This window comes from Streptomyces sp. WAC03905, assembly GCF_057371075.1.
Genome location: NZ_JBXYDZ010000003.1, coordinates 1,249,391 through 1,271,453, shown reverse-complemented (window position 1 = coordinate 1,271,453; position 22,063 = coordinate 1,249,391). Strand labels below are relative to the sequence as shown.

The following is a 22,063-nucleotide window of genomic DNA, read 5'->3' as shown; positions in this document are numbered from 1 at the left end:
TTCTGTCTGTTCCTCCGAAGGTCACTCCGTGCCCGGATGGTTCGCCGAGCCGGGGGCAGGCGCCCACTGCCGTCACACGCCGCGACTCGGCCCCGCGGGCCCCACGCACAACGGGAGGCAGCACATGGTGTCCAGTACGACATTCACCCCGGGCGCGCTCCCTCCGGGTCTGATCGCCCTCCCGGGTGTGTACCGGCCACAGGCGGACACCCGGTTCCTCGCCGAGGCGCTCGCCCACGAGGACCTGGGTCCCGGCCGGGACGTGCTGGAGATCGGTACCGGTACCGGCGCGCTCGCCCTGCACGCGGCGGACCGGGGCGCACAGGTCACCGCGGTGGACGTCTCCTGGCCCGCCCTGCTCACGGCCCGCCTGAACGCCCTGCGCCGGCGACTTCCCCTGCGCCTGCTGCACGGCGACTTCGCCGCACGCACCGACGGCCACCGCTTCGACGTGGTCTTCGCGAACCCGCCGTACGTCCCCGCACCCGGGGCCGGGCTCCCCGCGCACGGGCCGGAGCGGGCCTGGGACGCCGGCCCCGACGGCCGCGCCGTCATCGACCGGATCTGCGCCAGGGCACCGGCGCTGCTGCGGGCCGGCGGCTCCCTGCTCATGGTGCACTCGGGCATGTGCGGGGCCCAGGAGACCGTCGACCGGCTGTCCGCGGCCGGCCTCACCGCCGGGGTCACCGCGAGGACCGCCGTGCCCTGGGGTCCCGTCCTGCGCGGACGGCGGGCCTGGCTGGAGCGGCGGGGCATCGCGGCCCCGCACGAGGAATGGGAAGAGCTGGTGATCGTCCGTGCCGTGTCCGTCTGACAGCGCCCCGCCCCCCGCCCGCCGGGTGTCCGTGGACCCGCAGGGCCCCGTCCTGGTCGAGGGCCCCGTCGAGATCGCCCTCGACGACGGCACCGTCGTGCGGTCCGACCGGTTCGTCGTCGCGGTGTGCACCTGCCGGCGCAGCCGCGCGTACCCGTGGTGCGACACCAGCCACCGACCCCGCGAACGAGCCGCTTCGCCGAACGAGGACGGGAACCCCCGATGACAGCAGGCAACCACCCGAACACGACGGCGACGGCCACGGCGACCGCCGCGCGCCCGGAGCCCCGCCCCGCCCTGGCCGAGGCGCGGGGCGAGCTGTCCGGCGCGGTGATCCGGGCCCTGCGGTCGGGCGGCCCGCCGGAGTACGCCGCCGGTTCCGTGCTGCGCGCCGACCCGTGGGGCGAGGACCTGCACCTCGCCCTGTACCTCCTCTACGAACTGCACTACGCCGGGTTCGACCGGGTCGACGACGCCCGGGAATGGGACCCCGACCTGCTGCGGCTGCGACAGGACATGGAAGCCCGCTTCCTGCACGCCCTGCGCACCGAGCTGGCCGACGGACCCCGGACCGTCGAGGAGGCCTTCGCCCCGCTCCTCGTCGAGCCCGTGGACCTCTCCGGAAGCCTCAGCCACCGGCTGCAGACCGACGGCGAGCTGTGGCAGCTGCGCGAGTACGCCGCCCTGCGCTCCCTCTACCACCTCAAGGAGGCCGACCCGCACGCCTGGGTCATCCCCCGGCTGACCGGCCGCGCCAAGGCCGCCATGGTCGCCATCGAGTACGACGAGTTCGGCGCGGGCCGCGCCGACCGCATCCACGCGCGGCTCTTCGCCGACCTGATGACCGACCTCGGGCTGGACCCGGCCTACGGCCGGTACCTGGACCGGGCGCCGGCCCCGCTGCTCGCGACCGTCAATCTGATGTCCCTCTTCGGCCTCCACCGGGCGCTGCGCGGAGCCCTCGTCGGCCACTTCGCCTGCGTCGAGGTCACCTCCTCACCCGGCTCCCGCCGCCTGGCCAAGGCCATGCGGCGGTGCGGCGCGGGAGCCGCGGCGGAACACTTCTACGCCGAGCACGTCGAGGCGGACGCCGTCCACGAACAGGTCGTGCGGCACGAGGTCATCGGCGGTCTGCTCGCCGACGAACCGGACCTGGAGGCCGACGTCGCCTTCGGCTGCGCGGCCACCGTCCTCGTGGAGGACCGGCTCGCCGACCACATCGGGCGGGCCTGGGACCGGGGCGACAGCGCCCTGCGCTCCCCGCTGCCGGCACGGTGACCGACCGGGAAGGGGCGCCGGCCGAGACCGGACCGCGTGTGACCGGCCACCCGGCGAACCGACGAGGGGAGAAGACATGTCCGCCTACGGGAACGGATTCGCGTGCGAGGCCGGCGCGGAGGACTTCACCGCCACGGTCCACGGGGGCGACGGGGGCGGCGGCCGCCGGGTCACGGTGAAGGGCACCTGCGCGTGCCGCACCCCGGGCCACCTGCTCCGGCTGGACCCGGCACCACCGCGAACCGTGCCGGTCCCCGGGGAACTCCACCTGGAGCTGACCGAGGTCGCACCGACCGGGACCGTCATCCAGGTCCTCACACCCACGGACGTGGAGGGCGAGTTCGAGATCGGCGACGAGGTCGAACGGGTCCTCATCCGCAACCGGAACATCACCGTGCCGGTCAAGGAGGGCTGAGCCCCCAGCACCTCCCGGGCCCGCCCGCACCGCTGACATCCGGTCAGACCGCACGGCCACTTCGCCTCACTGGGTACCGAATTCACCCGCACGGGTGAAAATGGGGTCCGGGCGCGGACGTGTTGGGGGGCGGCATGCCGGTGTTGCTCGTGCGGGAGGACGGCCGGTTGCGCGACTGGCCCGTCCACGTGGGCGCGGTCGGCCTGGGCGCGGCCGCCCTGGCCATGGCCTCGGTCTGGACCGGCGGGGTGTGGGCCACCGGCATCGGCGCGGCCGTCACCACCCTCTCCTGGCTTGTCGCCGAGCGGCTGCAACCACGACGCCGGGCACCCGAGGGGGAGGACACCGCCCGAACCGGGCCCGGCGCACTGCTGCGCACCGCGTCGGGCCGGATCCCCACGCTGCGGCAGGTGGACCGCCCCGAGCCGGCCGGCGCCCACCACGCGGACGGGCATCCCGCCGACGGCGGCCGGACGCCGGGCGCGGCCCCCGCGTACATCCGCCGCGACGTCGAACCCCGGCTGCGCGACGCCCTCGGCCGGGCCGGATTCGTACTGCTGGTGGGGGAGTCCACCGCCGGCAAGTCCCGGCTCGCGTACGAAGTGGCCCGGGCGCTCTTCCCCCGGCACGCCTTCGTCCGCCCGCTGGGCCGGCCCGCCCTCCCGCAGGCGCTGCGTGTGGCCGGCGGCCGGCGGCGGGCCGTGCTGTGGCTGGACGACCTGGAGGAGTTCCTCGGCGCGGGCGGCCTCACGACGGCCATGCTGGCCGCCCTGTCGGTACCGGTGCCGGGCCGCCGGGTGGTGCTGGCGACTCTGCGCACCCAGGAGTTCCGGCGCTTCGACGCCCGCGAGGAGAGCCGTCTGACGGGCTCCGACCGGGACGCCTGGCGCACCCAGCGCGACGTGCTCGGGCAGGCGGAGGTGGTACGGCTGGACCGGCACTGGTCGGAGGGGGAGCGCCGGCGGGCCGCCGCCCACGCCCAGGACCCGAGGATCGTCGCGGCGCTGCGGGCCGGCGAGCGCTTCGGCATCGCCGAGGTCCTGGCGGCCGGACCGGAGTTGCTCGCGACCTGGCACAACGCCTGGGCACCCGGCGCCAATCCGCGCGGCGCCGCCGTCGTCGCGGCCGCCGTGGACTGCCGGCGAGCCGGACTGCGCGGCCCGGTCAGCCGCGACCGGCTGCGCGAACTGCACCGGCCCTACCTGGTGGAGCGCGGCGGCGGTGACCTCCGGCCGGAACCCTTCGACGACGCCTTGAGCTGGGCCCGCACCGCCGTCCACGCCACCGGCGGCCTGCTCCTCGGCAGCCACACCCAGGGATACACGGCCCTCGACTACCTGCTGGACGCCCCCGGCCTGGCCCCCGTCCCGCAGCACCTGTGGCGGTCCCTCCTTGCCCGAGCCAACGCCGCCGAGGCCTACGACATGGGCCTGCTGGCCCACCAGGAGGGGCGGCCCGGGCGGGCCGCCGAGGCGCTCGCCAAGGCCCGGCTGGGCAGGGTCCCCGGTGCCGACTTCCTGCTCGCCCTGACGATCGGGGACGCGGGCCGGCCGCGCCGGGCCGCGGCCGACCTCGCCGGCATCACCCGGCGGCGCGAGGACCGGCTGGGACCCGGCCACCCCGAGACCCTCGCCGCCCGCCACCAGCTGGCCTTCTTCACCGGCGAGGCCGGCAACCCGCACGCCGCCGCGGGGCGGTTCGCCGCCCTGGCCGCCGACGCGGCGTCCCTTCTCGGCCCCGACCACCCCGACACCCTCGCCGCCCGTCACGAACTGGCCTACTTCACCGGCGAGTCGGGCGCCCCCGCCGAGGCGGCCCGGCAGCTGGCCCGGCTGCTCGCCGACCGGCTGCGGGTACAGGGCCCCGACGACCCCCAGGTGCTGGCCACCCGGCGCGGCCTGATCTGGTACCGGGCCGGTGACCCCGCCCGCACAGACGCCGAGCTGGCCGGGCTGCTCGCCGACTCCGAACGCTGCCTCGGCCCCGACGACCCGCACACCCTCGCCGTCCGCAGCAGCCGCGCCGCCGTCGCGGCCCGGGCCGGCCGCGCCGCGGAGGCGGCGGCCGCCTGGGAGTCGCTGGTCGCCGACCGCACCCGGGTCATGGGCCCCGGCCACCCGCACACCCTCTACGCCCGGCTGGAGTGGGCCCGCGCCCTGCCCTCCTCCGGCCGCCCCGAGGCCGCCCGCGCCCTGCTGGCCCGGACCCTCGGCGACGCGCAGGCCCTGCTGGAGCCGGGGCACCGCCATCTGCGCCTGGCCAGGGAGCTGCTGGCCGGCCTCACCCCGCCGGACAGCCCATGACGCACCCCCGCGCACGGATCACCGTACGATGATCCGGTGACCCACACCCGCCGGCCGGCACACCGACGCCCCACGGCGCGCGGTGCGGCCCTGCCGGTGCTGGTGCTCGCGGTGCTGGCCGGGATCCTCGGCATGCACGCGCTGGGGCCGGCCCCGGCGCGTGCCGCCGTACCCCCGGCCGCCCACCACGCGACGGCCGCGGACCACGCGGTTCCCGCCGCCGGGCCGGCGGGCGAGCACTGCGCGCACCCCGACGGCGGCGGTTCGGGCCATGCCGAGCACGCGGACGCCACGTGCGCCGCCGCCGGCATCGCCTCGGCGTACACGCCGCCGGCGCTCGCCGAGTCGTCGGCCGGCGCACCCGCGGCGTCCCCGGCGGACCCCGCCGCGCCGGTGGGCGCGACGGCCGCCCGGGCCCCGCCCGATCTCGCCGAACTGCAGCTGCTGCGGATCTAGAGGCATCGCTCCCCGATCCCTCTCCATCCGTTCTTCCCGCACGCCCGAGAACCGGGCCGCGGAGCAAGGAGCAGCACCACCATGACCAGCAAGCGTTCCCTCGTCCGCCGCGCCGCCGTCGTCGTCTGCGCGGGTGCGGCCGCCGTCGTGCTCGTCGCCTGCGGCGGCGGCGACGCGGCGGGCGGCCACGACGGCCACACCACCGCCCCGCCCACCGCGACCCCGTCGGCCCCCGTCGGCCCGGGGCAGCACAACGGCGACGACGTCGCCTTCGCCACGGGGATGATCCCCCACCACCGCCAGGCCGTGGAGATGGCCGAACTGGCCCCCGCCCGCGCCGGTTCGGCCGAGGTGAAGAAGCTCGCCGAGGACATCAGGAAGGCCCAGGACCCCGAGATCCGGACCCTCTCCGGATGGCTGACCTCCTGGGGTGCGCAGGTCCCCGCCGCGGGCGCCGGGGACCACTCCGCACACGGCACGGCCGGGATGATGACCGCGGAGCAGATGGACCGGCTCAAGGCGGCCTCCGGCGCGGCGTTCGACACCGCCTTCATGGAGCTGATGATCGAGCACCACGAGGGCGCGGTGGCGATGGCGAAGACGGAGCAGGCCCAGGGCGCCTTCCCCGGGGCCAGGACGATGGCGGAGGCGATCGTCACCTCCCAGTCCGCCGAGATCGCGCAGATGAACGAACTCCTCGGCCGCGGCTGACCCACCGGTCCGGCCGGGGCGCACGACCGCCCCGGCCGGGCCCCCGGGGACGCCAGACCTCTTCCCGACCCCGTTCCCTCCCCGGGCGTGGGGCACGGACGCAAACGAACGGGATCCTGGTGGTCCCCGGGGAGGGCGCCTCCGCCCGAACGTCCCGTGGCCGGCGGCGGGCTGTCGCCCGCCGTGCCCGCTCCCCTACAGTGCGTGATGCCGAAACCGGTCCGTGAGGACCCACCCGCGCACGGCCGTCGACAGCCGCCGAACAGGAGCAGATCCGTGGCCACCCACGCCCGCCCCGGCCCCCTCCCGGTCCCGTCCCGGGGCGCCCGCCCGGTCCCCGAGCTGGATCCCGCCCTCGTCCGGGACTGGCGGGCCGGGGGAGGGGGAGCTCATCGACCTGTTCGCCCAGGCCCGCGCACGGCTCGGCGGGGTCGCCGCGTTCCGGCTCGGTCCGCGCCCGACCGTCCTGGTCACCGCACCCGACGCCGTCCAGCACGTCCTCGCGCTGCGGCCCGACCTGTACGTGAAACGCTCGCACCGGGCCCGGCTGCTGCTCGGCGACGGCGTCCTGTCCGCGACCGGCGACGCCTGGCAGCGCCAACGGCGGCTCCTGCAGTCCCAGTTCACCGGCCGTGGGATGCGCCGCTACGAGCAGCGCATCTCCGGGGCGGCGCAGACGACCGCCGCCCGCTGGGCGGAGTACGCCCGCAGCGGGCAGGTCCTCGACATCGGCGAGGAGATGCGCCGGTTCGCGCTGGACACCATCTGGCGCTCCCTCACCGGACATCCCCTCGACCCGGCCACGGAACGGGAACTGGCCGCCGTACCGGCCGTCGTGGCCGCCCTGCCCAGCCTGCCCGCCGACGGCGTCACCGCCCGGGGTGCCGTGGCCGGTGAACTGGCCCGCATCGACGCCGTGTCGAGCCGCGCCATCGACACCGCCCGCTCCGCCGGCGCGGGACCGCACGGCCCGGGCCTGCTGCAGGTCCTGCTGGACGCCGCCGGGACCTCGCCGGAGTACACCGACCGGCTGATCCGGGACGAGCTGGTCACCCTGCTGGTCGCCGGTCACGAGACCACGGCCGGCACCCTGACCTGGCTCCACCTCCTGCTCGACCGCCACCCGCGGGCGCGCGAACGGGCCCTCGCCGCAGGCACGGACGGCTCACCCGAACGGAGCCGGGCGGTACGGGCCCTCGTCCACGAAACCCTGCGCTTCTACCCCTCCGCGTGGATCCTGCCCCGCCACGCCGACGGCGACGACGTCCTCGCCGGGTACGCGATCGAAGCCGGCACCGAGGTCCTGGTCTGCCCGTATCTCACCCACCGCGACCCGGGCGTCTGGGAGGATCCGGGCCGTTTCGACCCCGACCGCTTCCTCACCCCCGGCCGGCGCCCCGACCGCCCGGGCGCCTACGCCCCGTTCGGCCTCGGCCCGAGGGCCTGCCTGGGCCTGCGGTTCGCCCTGCGGGAGTCCACCGTCCTCCTCGAGCACCTGCTGCCCGCCCACGTCCCGCGCTTGCGCTCGGCGCCGCCCGGGGCCTCCTACGGCCTCACCGTCCGCCCCGCCGGCCCGACCCCCGCCACCCTCGACGCCGTAGCGTGACCGGCCACGTCGGCACGGCGGCAGCGGGGCCACCAGCCGGAAAACACGTGGACCGCCGCGGCGCCCGTACGGGACACTCCGACTCCTGTCCTGCCGGTCCGACTGCACAGGGTTTGGGATGGGATCGCCAACAACGCCCGAAAGCATGCCGAGCAAGGGCTCGGTACTCCTCGCACTCCGCTACTACGGACGGGAACTGGCGCGCCTGCGCCTGGTCACCGCTCCCGCCATGCTGCTCCCGGCGCTGGGCAACATCGGCATCTTCTACGTCGCGCCACTGGTCGTGGCGAAGCTCGTCGGCCGGGTCGCCGAGGACGGCGGCGCCGGCCTCGACACGATGCTCCCCCACGTCCTGGCCTTCGCCGGGGTCCTGCTGCTCGCGGAGACGCTGTGGCGGATCGGCCTGCACTGCCTCAACCGCCTCGACGCCCGCGGCATCGAGCACCTGTACGTCATCGGCATGGACGAACTCTTCGCGAAGGACGCGGCGTTCTTCCACGACAACTTCGCCGGATCGCTCACCAAGCGGGTCCTCAGCTTCGCCTCCCGCTTCGAGGAGTTCGTCGACACGCTGACCTTCTCGGTCATGGGCAGCTTCGTACCGCTGCTGTTCGCGTCGGTGGTGCTGTGGCAGTACGAGCCGATGCTCGTGGTCGGCCTGCTCACGCTGATCGCCCTGACCGCGCTGTGCGTCACCCCGCTCATCCGACGCCGCCAGACCCTCGTCGCCCGGCGCGAGGAGGCGATCGCCCGGGTCTCGGGACACGTCGCCGACAGCCTGATGAACATGGACACGGTGCGGGCGTTCGCCGCCGAGGACCGCGAGGCCGCCGAACACCGCTCCCGCGTCGCCGAGTCGCGCCGGCTGACGCTGCGCTCGTGGGACTACGGCAACCTGCGCATCGACACGCTGGTCGCGCCGCTGTCCGTACTGACCAACGTGCTGGGCCTGCTGCTGGCCATCGCCCTGGGAGCCGGGGAGCACGGGGTGGAGGCGATCATCGTCACCTTCACCTACTACGCCAACGCGACCCGCATCATGTTCGAGTTCAACCAGATCTACCGCCGCCTGGAGAGCTCGATGACGGAGGCCGCGCAGTTCACCGAACTGCTGCTGCGGCCGCCGACGGTGCTCGACCCGGTGACCCCGGAGCCGCTGCGGACCGAGGGCGCCGACGTGCGCTTCGAACGGGTGAACTTCTCCCACGGCGGCGGACGGCCGCTCTTCGAGGGCCTCGACCTGATCGTGCCCGGAGGGTCGAAGATCGGCCTCGTCGGCCGGTCCGGCGGCGGCAAGACCACGCTCACCCGGCTGCTGCTGCGGATGACGGACGTGGACGGCGGCCGGATCCTGATCGGGGGTCAGGACATCAGCCGCCTGCGCCAGGCGGACCTGCGCAGCCGGCTCGCCTACGTCCCGCAGGACCCGGCGATGTTCCACCGCACCCTGCGCGAGAACATCGCCTTCGCCCGGCCGGGGGCCACCGAGGCCGAGATCCGGCGGGCCGCCGAGGCGGCGCACGTCACGGAGTTCGCGGACGCGCTGCCCGACGGCTTCGACACCATGGTCGGCGAACGCGGCGTCAAGCTGTCCGGCGGACAGCGCCAGAGGGTCGCCCTCGCCCGGGCCATCCTGCGCGACGCGCCGATCCTGCTGCTCGACGAGGCGACCAGCGCCCTGGACTCGGAGAGCGAGATCCTCGTCCAGGAGGCGCTGTGGCGGCTGATGGAGGGCCGGACGGCGCTGGTGGTGGCGCACCGGCTGAGCACGGTGGCCACCATGGACCAACTCGTCGTCCTCGACCGCGGCCGGATCGTGGAGCAGGGCACGCACCAGGACCTCCTCACGACCGGGGGCGCCTACGCCAAGCTGTGGAAGCACCAGTCGGGCGGCTTCCTGCACGACACCGACGCCGACGCCGACGCCGACGCCGACGAGGACACCGACACCGGCGCCGGCGAGGACCGCGGCACCGGCGCCGAGGCGGCCGCGGGGGTCCGCGCACCCTCCGAGCCGGGGTGAAACCCGGCCGTGTCCTGGAGGACCCAGCGGTCGCAAATGAATAGTTTGTCCCGATGTGAAGGTCGAAGCTGAAGGTGAAGCAGTCCCGGGCCGGCGGCGGCTGGCCCGGCTGGTCCTGACGGGCGCGGCCGCCGCGGGCGCCGGCCTGGTGGCCGGCTCCGCCCGCGTGCCCATGGCGCCGCCCGTCGGGGGAGGGGCCGGATCGCGGCCCACCACCCCCGAGTCGGCGCTCCGCGAGCTGGTCGCGGGCAACGGGCGCTGGCGGACCTACCACGAGCGCCACCCCGACCAGACGCGGACCGTGCGCCGCACACTCGTCGCCGGCCAGCACCCGTTCGCCGTCGTCCTCGGCTGCGTCGACTCCCGGGTTCCGCCGGAACTGGTCTTCGACCAGGGCCTCGGCGACCTGCTGACCGTACGGTCGGCGGGTGAGGTCCTGGATGAGGCGGTCCTCGGCAGCATCGCCTACGGGGTGCTCGAACTGCGCATCCCGCTGGTCGTCGTCCTGGGACACCAGTCGTGCGGCGCCGTCGCCGCGGCCGTTTCGGCCGCCGAGGGCGGACCGCCGCTCCCGGGCCACATGCAGTACCTGGTCGACCAGATCCGCCCCGCCATCGACCGCGGACTGCGGGGCGCCGCACGGATCGACGCCGCGATCACCGCCAACGTACGGCTGGTGCGCGAGCGGCTGGCCGCCGAGCCCGAGATGGCCGCCAAGATCGTCGCCGGTGCGCTCGCCGTGGTGGGGGCCCGGTACGAACTCACCAACCAGCGGGTACGGCTGGTCCGCTGAGCGCCGCACGACGGAGCCACCCGAATCCCCGTTCGTCAACCGGGAGGGGGTCGCTGCGCACGTCCAGGTGATAGTTCCCCGCGCGGGCCCCTTTCGGCGATCAAGGTGCCCGCGTGACGCGAGAGTTGGTTCATGATCATCGATGCTTCCCCCAGCCCCGAAGCCACCCCCGACCCGGCGGACGGGCACGCTCCGGACCCCGCCCGCCGGCCCTCGCGCCGCACCCTCATCGCCGGGGCGGCCGCGGTCGCGGGAGCCGGCGCCCTCACCGCCGCCTCCGCGTCCGCCGGGACCCCGCAGGCGCCGTCCGGCTCCGCCCGCCCCGACTGGGAGACCTGCCTCACCGTCGCCCGGGCCGTCCTCGTACGGGACGACGACGACCGGCCCCTGGTGCCCGGCTACGCGGACGTCCTCCTCCGCAACGGGCTGCCGCGCTCCCGGATGCCCCGCAGGAAGGTGCTGGTCGTCGGCGCCGGGCCGGCCGGACTGACCGCCGCCCACCTGCTGCGCGAGGCCGGGCACACGGTCACCGTCATCGAGGCCAACGGCAACCGAGTCGGCGGCCGGATCAAGACCTTCCGCACCGGCGGACACGAGAAGTCCGCCGCGGCCTTCGCCGACCCCAAGCAGTACGCCGAAGCCGGTGCCATGCGGATCCCCGACAGCCACCCGCTGGTCACCGGCCTGATCGACAGCCTCGGTCTCCGGCGCAGGCGCTTCCACCTGGTCGACGTCGACGGCTCCGGCCGCCCCGCCCACCGCACCTGGATCTTCGTCAACGGCATCCGGGTCCGCCGCGCCGACTACGCGCGCAGCCCGCAGACCCTCAACCGCTCCTTCGGTGTGCCCGCCGCCTACGAGGGGATCCCCGCCGCACAGATCGTCCGGAGCGCCTTCGCCCCCGTACGCGAGGAGATCGACGGCAAGAAGGACAGGGCGCTCGTCGAGGGCTGGGCGCGCGTCATCCAGCGCTACGGCCACATGTCGATGTACCGCTACCTCACCGAGGAGGCGAAGCTCGACGACCGCACGATCGACCTGATCGGAACCGTCGAGAACCTCACCTCCCGCCTCCACCTCGCCTTCGTGCACAGCTTCATCGGATCCTCGCTGATCAGCCCCGACACCGCCTTCTTCGAACTGCCCGGCGGCACCGCCACCCTCGCCGACGCGCTCTACGCCCGCGTCCGGGACATCGTGCGGCTCGACCGGCGAGCCACCCGGATCACCCACACGGAGGGCGGGGTCACCGTCGACACGGTCTCCGAGGGCCGCGGCGGCCGCCCCGTGCAGCGCGAGACCTTCACCGCCGACGCCGCGATCATCACGGTCCCCTTCTCGGGGCTGCGCCACATCCCGGTCACCCCCGCGCTCTCCTACGGCAAGCGGCGCGCGATCACCGAGATGCACTACGACGCGGCCACCAAGGTGCTGCTGGAGTTCAGCCGCCGCTGGTGGGAGTTCGACGAAGCGGACTGGAAGCGCGAACTGGAGGCCGTGCGGCCCGGCCTGTACCGCGCGTACCAGCTCGGACGGACCCCGGAGGACGGCACGCTGCTGGGCGCCCACTCCTCCGTGGCGCGCAGCGGCATCTCCGGCGCCCAGCGGGCCCACTACGCGGCCTGCCGCAGCCTCAGCCGGGACCAGCCCGAGGCCGCGGGGGTCATCGGCGGCGGCTCGGCCACCGACAACCCCAACCGCTTCATGTTCCAGCCCTCCCACCCCGTCGAGGGCAGTCGGGGCGGAGTCGTGCTCGCCTCGTACAGCTGGGCAGACGACGCCCTGAAATGGGACTCCCTGGACGACGAGGAGCGCTACCCCCGCGCCCTGGCCGGGGTCCAGGAGGTGTTCGGGCAGCGGATCGAGGTGTTCTACACCGGCGTCGGGCGCACCCAGTCCTGGATGCGCGACCCGTACGCCTACGGAGAGGCCTCCGTCCTGCTGCCCGGCCAGCACACCGAACTCCTTCCGCACGTGCGCGGGCCGGAGGGGAACCTGCACTTCGCGGGCTGCCACACCTCCGTCAAGCCGGCATGGATCGAGGGCGCCCTGGAATCCGCGGTGCGCACCGCCCTGGAGGTCCACGCGTCGGTGTGAGCGGCCGCCGGGCCGCCGGGCCGCCCGCCAGGGCCCCGGTGCCTCAGTTCTGGGCGAGCACGACCACCCAGTCGTGCTCGCCGAACCGGATCCGCTGCCGCTTGTCGGGATTGAGCCGGACGCCGTACGCGGGTGCCGTCCCGGTCCCGGCGCGCAGCCGGTAGCCGACGGCGCACTCCCGGCGGCGGCGGGCCGACTCGACCACCGTGGCGAACGCCACCTCCCGGCCGGTCCGGACGTAGTCCGCCACCGGCCGCAGGTAGAACTCGCTCCCCTCGGCCCGGAACAACTCCTCGAAGACGTCCGCGAGATATCCGCTCTCGGAGATCTGCGTCATCAGCAGACTGATCAGACGGCCGCTGACGATGAAGTCGGCGCCGGCCCGGGCGGGCGCGAGCAGCCGGTTGCCGTCGTCGGACATCTCGGTGGTCAGCGGGATCTCGCAGCCCGCCGCCTCCCCGATGGCCCGCAGGTGCAGGAGCGTCACCAGGGTCCTGTCGTCCGTGCCGCTCCCGGTCTGCGGAGCGGAGCCGGGCACGTCCGCGCCGTGGGGCGGGGCGGCCCGGGGCGGGTCCTCGCGGTCCGTCTCCCCGATCACGATCACGCTGTCGTAGGAGGGCACGTCCAGCTTGGCCAGCACGTCCGGGTCGGTGATGTCCCCACCGTGGAAGGCCACTTCGAGACGGCGGCGTCCCGCCGCGACCTCGGTGGCGGACTGCCGCGTCGCGGCGTCGCCGAGCGCCACGACGTCCAGGGTGGTGCCGGGGCTGACGAACTCGTCGAGCTGCTCGACGACGAGCGGAGCGCGCCGGTTCCAGCCGAGGAGGAGCAGCCGTTCGGCGTAGCGGGACCGGGGGCGGGCGGTGACGACGGCGTCCTCGTCGACCCAGGGCCCGGCCGGTTCGGGCACGGCCGTGTCGTCGTCCGCGGAGATCACGATGATCCGGTCGCCCGCGTCGATCCCCGCGCCGGGGTCCGGATTGAGCACGACGCGGCCGTCGGCGCGCAGCAGGCCGACCACCGAGGACGTGGTGAACGCGAGCAGGGCCTCGCCGAAGGTCGCGCCGGCGAGGTCCGGGGCGGTGACGGTGTAGAACTCGTCGCCGTCGAAGTCCAGTAACTCCTGGTAGACGAGGGAGAGCCCGGGCTGCCGGGCGGTCTGCACGAGGAGCCGGGCGATGATGTCGTCGGCGCACAGCACGTGTCCGCCGGGTCCGGCCGCCAGCTTGGCCGTGAGGTGGTTGCGGGCGTCACGGACCGCGGCGACCACCACCGCGTCGCGCGGCCGGGGGAGCGCCGCGTCGAGGGCGAGCAGGGTCTTCACCACGTGGGCGTCACCCGCGTCCCCGTCCGGGGGGAGCACCAGGACCGCCTTCGACGTCCGCGGGCTCACCCGGGCCAGTACGGCCGGGTCGGTGGTGGCGCCGCTGCGGCAGATGATCCGGGTGGCGCCGGTCCCCGTACGCGTTCCCGCGCCGCCGGGGCCGGTACGCGTTCCGGTGCCGCCGGGGCCCGTGCGCGCGGCCGTACCGCCCAGGCCGGTGGCGATCTCGTCCTCCATGTCCACCTTGTCCTTCGGGGCGAGGACGGCGATGGCGGACCGGCGCTGGTTGGCGTTGGCCGCGACGAGCTCGGCGACCACCGGGAGGATCTGGTCGGACCAGCCCAGGACGACGGTGTGCCCGGCCTCCACGACCGTGGAGTGTCCGCGCCGCAGCGCCAGGATGCGCTGGTTGATGCCGGTGGTGATCAGACTGACCAGGGTCGACACGAACAGCAGGGCCACCAGCGCGAGCGTCACCGAGGCCAGCACGTAGAGCGGGGAGCCGACCGCGCCCCCGACCTTGAGGGTCTGCCCGACGCTGACCCATACGGCCGTGAGCCGCCCCGAGAGGGTCCTGGGGGCCGCCCGGTCGGCCCAGACGAGCACCGCGCTCGCCGGGACGACGACCGCCAGACAGGCCACCGCGAGCCAGCCGATGAGCGCGGCGGTGCCGCCCGCCACGAGCCGGTCGAACCGATACCGCAGGCGCAGCCGCAGGGACGTGGTGTGCTGCTGTGCCATGCCCGCTCCTCGTCTCCCCGCGCTGCTAACCCGCCAGGGCCCCGGGAGTTACGGCCTGAACCGGCCTGAACCGGCCGGAAGCGGTCACGGGCGCAGGGCCGCGACCACCTCGTCGGTGGTGGCGACCCTGCCGATGCGGGGGAAGATCTTGCCGAAGGTGTGGGCGTGGGACGCGGCGTCGGTGTCGGCGCAGGCGTCCTCCGGGAAGACCAGGTCGTAGCTCAGCTCCCAGGCCGTGCGGGCGGTGGACTCGACCCCGACGCTGGTGGAGATGCCCGCCAGGACGATGCGGTGGATCCCGCGGCGGCGCAGCTGGAGGTCCAGCTCGGTACCGGTGAAGGCGCCCCAGTGGCGTTTGGTGACGACCACGTCCGCGAGGGCGGCGAGTTCGGCGGGGATCTCGGAGAACGCGGCGGGCGGCGCCGCGGCCGGCCCCGGCCGGTCCACATTGGCGGTGGGGAGGTCCCCGCCGTCCGGCGACCAGGCCACCTTGACCAGGACCACGGGCAGTCGGCGGGCGCGGAACGCCGCGGCCAGCGCGGTGCCCCGCCCCAGGACCTCGGCGGAGGGCCTGGTGGTGGGCAGGGCCAGGATGCCGTTCTGCAGGTCGATGAGGACGAGGGCGGTGTCCTCGCCGAGGACGAGGCCGGTCGGGTCGGCGGGCATGCGCTCTCCTTCGGAGCCGGGTGCGCAGGCACGCCCCGGCGCTCGGGCTGAGGGGAAAGCCTGTCAGACGCGCCCGGCCCCGCCACGGCTGAGCACCGGCATGTCGCCCATGACCGTGCTGCGAGGCCGCCCGGGCCGGCGAAGCCCGTAGAATTCCGAACGTGAGTACGAATGGATCGGAGGCGCGCCCCCTCCTGTCGACGGCGCTGACCGGCGCGGAGCTGCTGCGCTGGTACTGGACCCTGGCCGAACTGAGCGCGCTGGCACGGCAGATGGGCGTGCCGGTGCGGGGCGGCAAGGCGGCCGTCACCGCGCGGCTCGCGGCCGCGCTCGACGGCCGTCCGGAGCCCGCGGCCGCGGCGCCCGCCGCACCGCGCCGCGCGGGCCGGCAGCTCACCGCCCCCGTCGACGGCACCACGGTGATCCCGTCGGGCCAGCGCTGCAGCCAGGTACTGCGGGAGTACTTCGTCCGCGAGGTCGGGCCCGGCTTCCACTTCGACGCCTTCATGCGGGACTACGTCGCCGGACACGCGGGGCACACCCTCGCCGAGGCCGTCGCGCACTGGCACGCGACCCGGGACCGGGCGGCCGAACCCCAGGAGGTCGGCCCCCAGTTCGAGTTCAACCGGTTCCTGCGCGACTGGCACGCCCGTCACCCCGGCGGCCCCCGGACGGAAGCCCTGGCCGCCTGGCGCGCCCACCGCTCCCGCCCCCGAAGCTAGGTCCTGTCGGCAAAGTGGCGCCGGTCAGGCCCGCGGTGTCCGGTGCCGTGCATCGCAAGGCGGAGGGGCGCCCGAGTACTGGACGTACGTGGGCGCCCCGACAACGCGGCGAGGTGCGGTGCCGGGCGCCGCGGGCCAGGTGCAACTTTGACGACAGGGCCTAGGGGCGCCCGTAGCGCAGCTCGACGACCCCGTTGCCGAAGGTGCGGGTGCTTTCCAGGCGCAGGGGCACCACACCGCTGTCGGCCGGCGGGAAGAGGGGTTTGCCGCGGCCGATGCGGACCGGGTGCACCAGGATCCGGTAGCCGTCCACGAGGTCGTGGCGCAGGAACGAGGCGGCGAGGTCCGCGCCGCCCAGTACGAGGTCGCCCCCGGGGGCCGCCTTGAGCGCGGCGACCTCCTGCGGCACCACGTCCCGTACGACGGTGGTGTTCCAGTCGGCGTGCTCCAGCGTGCGCGAGTAGACGTACTTCGGCATGGACCGCCAGATCTCGGCGAACTCCGCCTCCGGACCGGTGCTCTCGGGGTCGGCGTCGGCCGTGGGCCAGTAGTCCGCCATCAGCTCGTGGGTGACGCGGCCGGACAGGAAGCCGCCCATCCGGCGGAGTTCGTCGTTCAGGTACTGGTGGAGTTCGTCGTCGACGACGTGCCAGTCGATCTGCCGTTCGGGGCCCTCGATGTAGCCGTCAAGGGACACCGTGCTCATGAGGATGATCTTCCGCATACCGCCCCACCCTACGTCGCGGACATACTGATCGCCGTGAAGAGCGAACCCGAAACCGACACCGGCGCCCCCTCCGGCGACGACACCGTCCTGATCCACGTCGACGGCCGGACCGGTGTGATCACCCTCAACCGCCCCCGGGCCCTCAACGCCCTCACCCGCCCCATGGTGCTGCGGATCGCCGAGGCCCTCGACGGCTGGGCGCGGGACCCCGCCGTCGGACAGGTCCTGATCCGCGGAGCCGGCGAACGCGGGCTGTGCGCGGGCGGCGACATCCGCGCCATCCACGACGACGCCAAGGCCGGCCGCACCGCCTCCGCCGGCTTCTGGCGCGACGAGTACCGGCTCAACGCCCGCATCGCCCGCTACCCCAAGCCGTACGTCGCCCTCATGGACGGCATCGTCATGGGCGGCGGCGTCGGCGTCTCCTCCCACGGCAGCGTCCGCGTCGTCACCGAACGCTCCCGCGTCGCCATGCCGGAGACCGGCATCGGCTTCGTCCCGGACGTCGGCGGGACCTGGCTGCTCGGCCGCGCCCCGGGCCTGCTCGGGACGCATCTCGCCCTCACCGGTACCGCCGTGGGCGCCGCGGACGCGCTGCTCTGCGGACTCGCCGACCACTGCGTACCCGCAGACCGGCTGCCGGAGCTGACCGCCGCCCTCGCCACCGCCCCCGCCGACGAGGTGCTGCCGCGGTACGCCACCACCCCCGCCGCCGGGGTGCTCGCCGGCGCGCGCCCCTGGATCGACCACTGCTACGCGGCCGGCACGGTCGAGGAGATCGTCGAGCGGCTGCTCGGGCACGGCGAGCCGGCCGCCAAGGAGGCCGCCGAGACCCTCCTGGCCAAATCCCCGACCGCACTGAAGGTCACCCTCGCCGCCGTGCGCCGGGCCGCGGCCCTCGACACGCTGGAGCAGGCGCTGGCCCAGGAGTTCCGCGTCTCCTGCAACGCGCTCACCGCACCCGACCTGGTGGAGGGCATCCGGGCCCAGGTCGTCGACAAGGACCGCACCCCGCACTGGTCCCCACCGACCCTCGCCGAGGTCACCGAAGCCGACGTGGAACGCTTCTTCGCCCCCCTCGGCGAGGACCGCGAGCTGCGTCTGCCCTGACTGCTGTCCACGGGGGCCGCCACGCGCACCGGGTGCGGTCCGTGGCCGCCCCGCTACGCGTCGGCGCCCACGTACTCCCGCAGATGACGGGCGGTCAGCGTGTCCGCCCCGGCCACCAGGGCCGCCGGAGTGCCCTCGAAGACGACCTGGCCGCCGGAGTGGCCGCCGCCCGGGCCGATGTCGATCAGCCAGTCGGCGTGCGCCATCACCGCCTGGTGGTGCTCGATGACGATCACCGAGTTGCCGTCGTCGACGAGCCGGTCCAGCAGGGCCAGCAGTTTGTCGACATCGGCCAGGTGCAGGCCGGTCGTCGGCTCGTCCAGGATGTACGTCGATGACTTCTCCGCCATGCTGATCGCGAGCTTCAGCCGCTGCCGCTCGCCGCCCGAGAGGGTGTTGAGGGGCTGGCCGAGCCGTACGTACGAGAGGCCGACGTCGGCGAGCCGGCCGAGCACGGCCCGGGCCTGGCCGGTGGAGAAGAACGCGTGCGCCTCCGCCACCGACATGTTCAGCACCTCGCTGATGTTCTTGCCGCGCAGCCGGTACGTCAGCACTTCGGGTGTGAACCGCTTGCCGTCGCACTCCTCGCACACCGTGGCCACCCCGGCCATCATCGCGAGGTCCGTGTAGACGAGCCCTAGGCCGTTGCACTTCGGGCAGGCACCCTCCGAGTTGGCACTGAACAGCGCCGCCTTGACGCCGTTGGCCTTGGCGAAGGCGGTGCGGATCGGGCCCAGCAGACCGGTGTAGGTGGCCGGATTGGACCGGCGCGAACCGCGGATCGGCGACTGGTCGGCCACCACGACCCCCTCCCGCCCGGACAGGTAACCGTGGATCAGCGAACTCTTCCCGGATCCCGCGACGCCCGTCACCACCGTGAGCACGCCGAGCGGCACCTCCACGCTGACGTCCTTCAGGTTGTGCAGGTCGGCGCCCTTCACCGACAGGTGGCCGCGCGGGGTGCGCACCGACTCCCGCAGCCGCGCCCGGTGGCCGAGATGGCGACCGGTGAGGGTGCCGGAGGTGCGCAGCCCGGCCACGTCGCCGCTGTAGCAGAGCTGCCCGCCCGCCGTGCCGGCGCCCGGGCCGAGGTCGACGACGTGGTCGGCGATGGCGATGACCTCGGGCTTGTGCTCCACGACCAGCACCGTGTTGCCCTTGTCGCGCAGCCGCAGCAGCAGGTCGTTCATGCGCCGGATGTCGTGGGGGTGCAGGCCGGTGGTGGGCTCGTCGAAGACGTAGGTGACGTCCGTGAGGGAGGAGCCCAGGTGGCGCACCATCTTCACGCGCTGGGCCTCGCCGCCGGACAGCGTGCCCGAGGGGCGGTCCAGGCTGAGGTAGCCCAGGCCGATCTCGACGAGGGAGTCGAGCAGACCCCGCAGGTTGGCCAGCATCGGGGCCACGCCGGGGTCGTCGATCCGGCGTACGAAGCCGGCCAGCTCGCTGATCTGCATCGACGCGCACTCGGCGATGTTCACGCCGTGGATGCGCGAGGACAGGGCGGCCGCGGACAGGCGGGTGCCCCCGCAGTCCGGGCACGCCGTGAAGATCACCGCACGGTCCACGAAGGACCGGATGTGGGGCTGCATGGACTCGCGGTCCTTGGCCAGGTAGAGGCGGGTGATCTTGGTGATCAACCCCTCGTAGGTGAAGCCGTTGGAGCCCGCCTTCACCTTCACGGCGCTCTTGTGCAGGAAGTCGGCCCACTCCTGCTCGGTGAAGTCCTTGAGCCTGGTGTCGGGGGAGTAGAAACCGGAGTTGGCCATGTTCTGCCAGTACCAGGAGTCCACGGCGAAGCCGGGGACGGTGATCGCGCCCTGGTTGAGGGAGAGTTCGCGGTCGACCAGCTGGTCCACGTCGATGTCGGAGACCTCGCCGACGCCCTCGCAGCGCGGACACATGCCCTCGGGGTTGTTGAAGCTGAAGGCGCTGGACGTGCCGATGTGGGGCGTGCCGACGCGGGAGTAGATGATCCGCAGCATGGTGTAGGCGTCGGTCGCGGTGCCCACGGTGGAGCGGGAGCCCGCGCCCATCCGCTCCTGGTCGACCACGATGGCGGCGCTCAGGTTGTGCAGACCGTCCACGTCCGGCCGGCCGAGGCTCGGCATGAAGGACTGGACGAAGGCCGTGTACGTCTCGTTGATCATCCGCTGCGACTCGGCGGCGATGGTGCCGAAGACGAGGGAGGACTTCCCGGAGCCGGAGACGCCGGTGAAGACGGTCAGGCGGCGCTTGGGTATGTCCAGCGAGATGTCGGCGAGGTTGTTCTCGCGGGCTCCCCGGACCTGGATGACCTGGTGGTTGTCTGCGGCGATGTGCACGGAACTCCTCGGATGCGGCGTTTCGGCTTACTCTCTACGCTGTATTTTATACGCAGTACTCTATACGGTGTAGCCAATTAGTGACGAGAAGCTCGGAGGCCGGGACATGGTGAGGGACCGCAGCGGCGCCGGAGACCCCGTCCGCACGCTGGAGCTGCTGTGGCGCGAACCCGGGCAGTCGGCGCAGCCCGTCCGGCGCGGCCCGCGGCAGGGCCTCAGCGTGGACGCCGTCGTCCGGGCCGCGACCGCGCTCGCCGACGAGGAGGGCCTGGCAGCGCTGACCATGCGCGCCCTGGCGCAGCGGCTCGGCGTGACGCCGATGACCGTCTACACGTACGTGCCCGGCAAGGCGGAGCTGCTCGACCTGATGCTCGACGACGCCTACCTCCACATGGAACGCCGGCCGGCCGGTCCGCGGGAACCCTGGCAGAGCCGCGTCACGCGGGTGGCCGAGGACAACCGGGACCTCATGGTCCGCCACCCCTGGATCGCGGACCTGGCCGTCACCCGCCCGCCCCTGGGCCCCGGAGTGATCGGGAAGTACGAACACGAGCTGGCCGCCTTCGAGGGAATCGGCCTCACCGACACCGAGATGGACGCGGCCCTCACTCACCTGCTCGGCTTCGTCCACGCCAACGCCCTGGCCGCGGCCGACGACGCCGACCACAACAGCCGCCAGAGCCAGGAGGACTGGTGGGCCGTCAGCGCACCCCTGCTGGAACGGGTCCTGGACCCCGGGCGCCACCCCCTCGCCGACCGCGTGGGCACCGCGGTCGCCGGATACCACCCCCAGGCCATCTGGTCCTTCGGCCTCCAGTGCGTCCTGGACGGCCTCACCCACCGCCTGGCCTCCCGGCCCGGTCCCGCCGGCGGGTCTTCCTAGGCCCTGTCGTCAAAGTTGCACCTGGCCCGCGGCGCCCGGCACCGCACCTCGCCGCGTTGTCGGGGCGCCCACGTACGTCCAGTACTCGGGCGCCCCTCCGCCTTGCGATGCACGGCACCGGACACCGCGGGCCCGACCGGCGCCTCCTTGACGACAGGACCTAGCGGTAGCCGGTGGTGTCCGCCGGCAGGCCGGGGTCCTGGACCTCGACCAGGTAGCGCCAGGCGTCCGGGCGGCTGCCGTCCAGGTCCGTGAAACCGTAGACCTGCGCCAGCTGTCCACTGGAGAGGGAGCCGCCGTTCCAGCGGGAGACCTCCGGGTCCGCGGCGAGTGCGGCCACCGCGCGGCCCACGTACGCGGGGGTCTCGGAGATCGCGAAGTGCGGGGTCCGCGCCAGCGCGTCCCGCCAGGTCTCCTCCGTCACGCCGTAGGCGTCGAGCATCATCTCCGAGCGCAGCCAGCCCGGCGTCAGTGCCACCGCCGTCGCGCCGCGCGGGCCCAGTTCGTGGCCGAGCGCGAAGGCCATGCGCAGCACCGAGGACTTGGCGATGTCGTAGAAGAAGGACACCCGGTAGCGGGTCGTGTTGTAGTCGGCGGTGCCGTCGGTCATCTCCACCACCAGGCCGCCCGGCGCGCGCAGCAGCAACGGCACCGCGTAATGGCTGGTGATCGCGTGCGTCTCCACCGCCAGCCGCATCAGCCGCAGCCCCTTGTCCAGGTCGTGCTCCCACACCGTGCTGTCCCACTCGAAGAGCAGCTCCCCGCCCCAGATGTCGTTGACCAGGACGTCAAGACGGCCCTGCTCCGCGTCGATCCGCCCCACCAGGGCCTCGACCTCCGCCGGCACCAGATGGTCGGCGGCCACCGCGATCCCCCGGCCGCCCGCCGCGGTGACCAGCTCGGCGGTCTCCTCGATCGTCTCGGGCCGGTCGTAGTCCGAACGCCGGCCCCGCGTGCTGCGCCCCGACACGTACACGGTGGCACCCTGCGCCCCCAACTGGACCGCGATGCCGCGGCCCGCGCCCCGCGTCGCCCCCGCGACGAGGGCCACCCTGCCTTCGAGAGTCATACGG

Annotated in this window: 19 protein-coding genes; 14 read left to right on the top strand and 5 right to left on the bottom strand. The window is 74.1% G+C overall.

Annotated features, from left to right (window positions below; all coding sequences use genetic code 11):
- Positions 1–124 precede the first annotated feature (124 nt).
- The 11 genes from AC2RP6_RS08525 to AC2RP6_RS08475 all read left to right on the top strand — a co-directional run bounded on the left by AC2RP6_RS08525 (position 125) and on the right by AC2RP6_RS08475 (position 12,496).
- Positions 125–814, top strand: coding sequence for a HemK2/MTQ2 family protein methyltransferase (locus tag AC2RP6_RS08525; protein WP_486445646.1), 690 nt, complete (start codon positions 125–127; stop codon positions 812–814).
- On the top strand, positions 798–1,040 hold the full coding sequence (locus AC2RP6_RS08520) for a CDGSH iron-sulfur domain-containing protein (protein WP_486445645.1): 243 nt from the start codon (positions 798–800) through the stop codon (positions 1,038–1,040). Before AC2RP6_RS08525 ends, AC2RP6_RS08520 begins: the two co-directional genes overlap by 17 nt.
- The gene (locus AC2RP6_RS08515) at positions 1,037–2,092 is read left to right on the top strand and encodes an iron-containing redox enzyme family protein (RefSeq protein ID WP_486445644.1); all 1,056 of its coding nucleotides are present in this window, start codon (positions 1,037–1,039) and stop codon (positions 2,090–2,092) included. The genes AC2RP6_RS08520 and AC2RP6_RS08515 overlap by 4 nt, the downstream gene beginning before the upstream one ends.
- A 76-nt stretch (positions 2,093–2,168) precedes the next feature.
- Positions 2,169–2,507, top strand: a complete 339-nt coding sequence (locus AC2RP6_RS08510) for a hypothetical protein (RefSeq protein WP_486445643.1) — start codon at positions 2,169–2,171, stop codon at positions 2,505–2,507.
- 134 nt (positions 2,508–2,641) lie between these two features.
- Positions 2,642–4,810 carry a tetratricopeptide repeat protein gene (locus AC2RP6_RS08505; protein ID WP_486445642.1) on the top strand — a complete coding sequence of 723 codons (2,169 nt, stop codon included), beginning with the start codon at positions 2,642–2,644 and terminating at the stop codon, positions 4,808–4,810.
- A 36-nt stretch (positions 4,811–4,846) separates the two neighbouring features.
- Entirely contained in the window at positions 4,847–5,266 is a 420-nt protein-coding gene (locus AC2RP6_RS08500) for a DUF6153 family protein (protein ID WP_486445641.1), read from the top strand.
- Between the two features lie 81 nt (positions 5,267–5,347).
- Entirely contained in the window at positions 5,348–5,977 is a 630-nt protein-coding gene (locus AC2RP6_RS08495) for a DUF305 domain-containing protein (protein WP_486445640.1), read from the top strand.
- A 223-nt stretch (positions 5,978–6,200) separates the two neighbouring features.
- Positions 6,201–7,583 (top strand): cytochrome P450, encoded by a 1,383-nt coding sequence (locus tag AC2RP6_RS08490; RefSeq protein WP_486445639.1) that lies wholly within the window; start codon positions 6,201–6,203, stop codon positions 7,581–7,583.
- 118 nt (positions 7,584–7,701) lie between these two features.
- Positions 7,702–9,606 (top strand): ABC transporter ATP-binding protein, encoded by a 1,905-nt coding sequence (locus AC2RP6_RS08485; protein ID WP_486445638.1) that lies wholly within the window; start codon positions 7,702–7,704, stop codon positions 9,604–9,606.
- Positions 9,607–9,661: 55 nt separating this feature from the next.
- Positions 9,662–10,399, top strand: coding sequence for a carbonic anhydrase (locus AC2RP6_RS08480; protein WP_486445637.1), 738 nt, complete (start codon positions 9,662–9,664; stop codon positions 10,397–10,399).
- Positions 10,400–10,531: 132 nt separating this feature from the next.
- Positions 10,532–12,496, top strand: a complete 1,965-nt coding sequence (locus AC2RP6_RS08475; protein ID WP_486445636.1) for a flavin monoamine oxidase family protein — start codon at positions 10,532–10,534, stop codon at positions 12,494–12,496.
- 43 nt (positions 12,497–12,539) lie between these two features.
- Here AC2RP6_RS08475 and AC2RP6_RS08470 read toward each other — a convergent pair whose 3' ends face one another.
- Both AC2RP6_RS08470 and AC2RP6_RS08465 read right to left on the bottom strand, forming a co-directional pair.
- A complete protein-coding gene (locus tag AC2RP6_RS08470; RefSeq protein ID WP_486445635.1) occupies positions 12,540–14,561 on the bottom strand; it encodes a CASTOR/POLLUX-related putative ion channel in 2,022 nt (673 codons plus the stop codon).
- Between the two features lie 84 nt (positions 14,562–14,645).
- Positions 14,646–15,227, bottom strand: coding sequence for a hydrolase (locus AC2RP6_RS08465; RefSeq protein ID WP_486445634.1), 582 nt, complete (start codon positions 15,225–15,227; stop codon positions 14,646–14,648).
- A gap of 161 nt (positions 15,228–15,388) precedes the next feature.
- On the opposite strand from AC2RP6_RS08465, the gene AC2RP6_RS08460 reads away from it, so the two are divergent.
- Positions 15,389–15,949, top strand: coding sequence for a DUF6434 domain-containing protein (locus AC2RP6_RS08460; protein ID WP_486445633.1), 561 nt, complete (start codon positions 15,389–15,391; stop codon positions 15,947–15,949).
- Between the two features lie 160 nt (positions 15,950–16,109).
- Here the strand turns inward: AC2RP6_RS08460 and AC2RP6_RS08455 are convergent, their stop codons facing one another.
- Positions 16,110–16,673 carry a dihydrofolate reductase family protein gene (locus AC2RP6_RS08455; RefSeq protein WP_486445632.1) on the bottom strand — a complete coding sequence of 188 codons (564 nt, stop codon included), beginning with the start codon at positions 16,671–16,673 and terminating at the stop codon, positions 16,110–16,112.
- Positions 16,674–16,763: 90 nt separating this feature from the next.
- Here AC2RP6_RS08455 and AC2RP6_RS08450 point away from each other — a divergent pair, with 90 nt between their 5' ends.
- Entirely contained in the window at positions 16,764–17,786 is a 1,023-nt protein-coding gene (locus tag AC2RP6_RS08450) for an enoyl-CoA hydratase/isomerase family protein (RefSeq protein WP_486450259.1), read from the top strand.
- Between the two features lie 53 nt (positions 17,787–17,839).
- Here AC2RP6_RS08450 and AC2RP6_RS08445 read toward each other — a convergent pair whose 3' ends face one another.
- The gene (locus AC2RP6_RS08445; RefSeq protein ID WP_486445631.1) at positions 17,840–20,107 is read right to left on the bottom strand and encodes an ATP-binding cassette domain-containing protein; all 2,268 of its coding nucleotides are present in this window, start codon (positions 20,105–20,107) and stop codon (positions 17,840–17,842) included.
- Positions 20,108–20,213: 106 nt separating this feature from the next.
- Here AC2RP6_RS08445 and AC2RP6_RS08440 point away from each other — a divergent pair, with 106 nt between their 5' ends.
- A complete protein-coding gene (locus tag AC2RP6_RS08440; RefSeq protein ID WP_486445630.1) occupies positions 20,214–20,990 on the top strand; it encodes a TetR/AcrR family transcriptional regulator in 777 nt (258 codons plus the stop codon).
- Positions 20,991–21,150: 160 nt separating this feature from the next.
- On the opposite strand, the gene AC2RP6_RS08435 is transcribed toward AC2RP6_RS08440, so the two are convergent.
- Entirely contained in the window at positions 21,151–22,059 is a 909-nt protein-coding gene (locus AC2RP6_RS08435) for an SDR family oxidoreductase (RefSeq protein WP_486445629.1), read from the bottom strand.
- Positions 22,060–22,063: the final 4 nt, after the last annotated feature.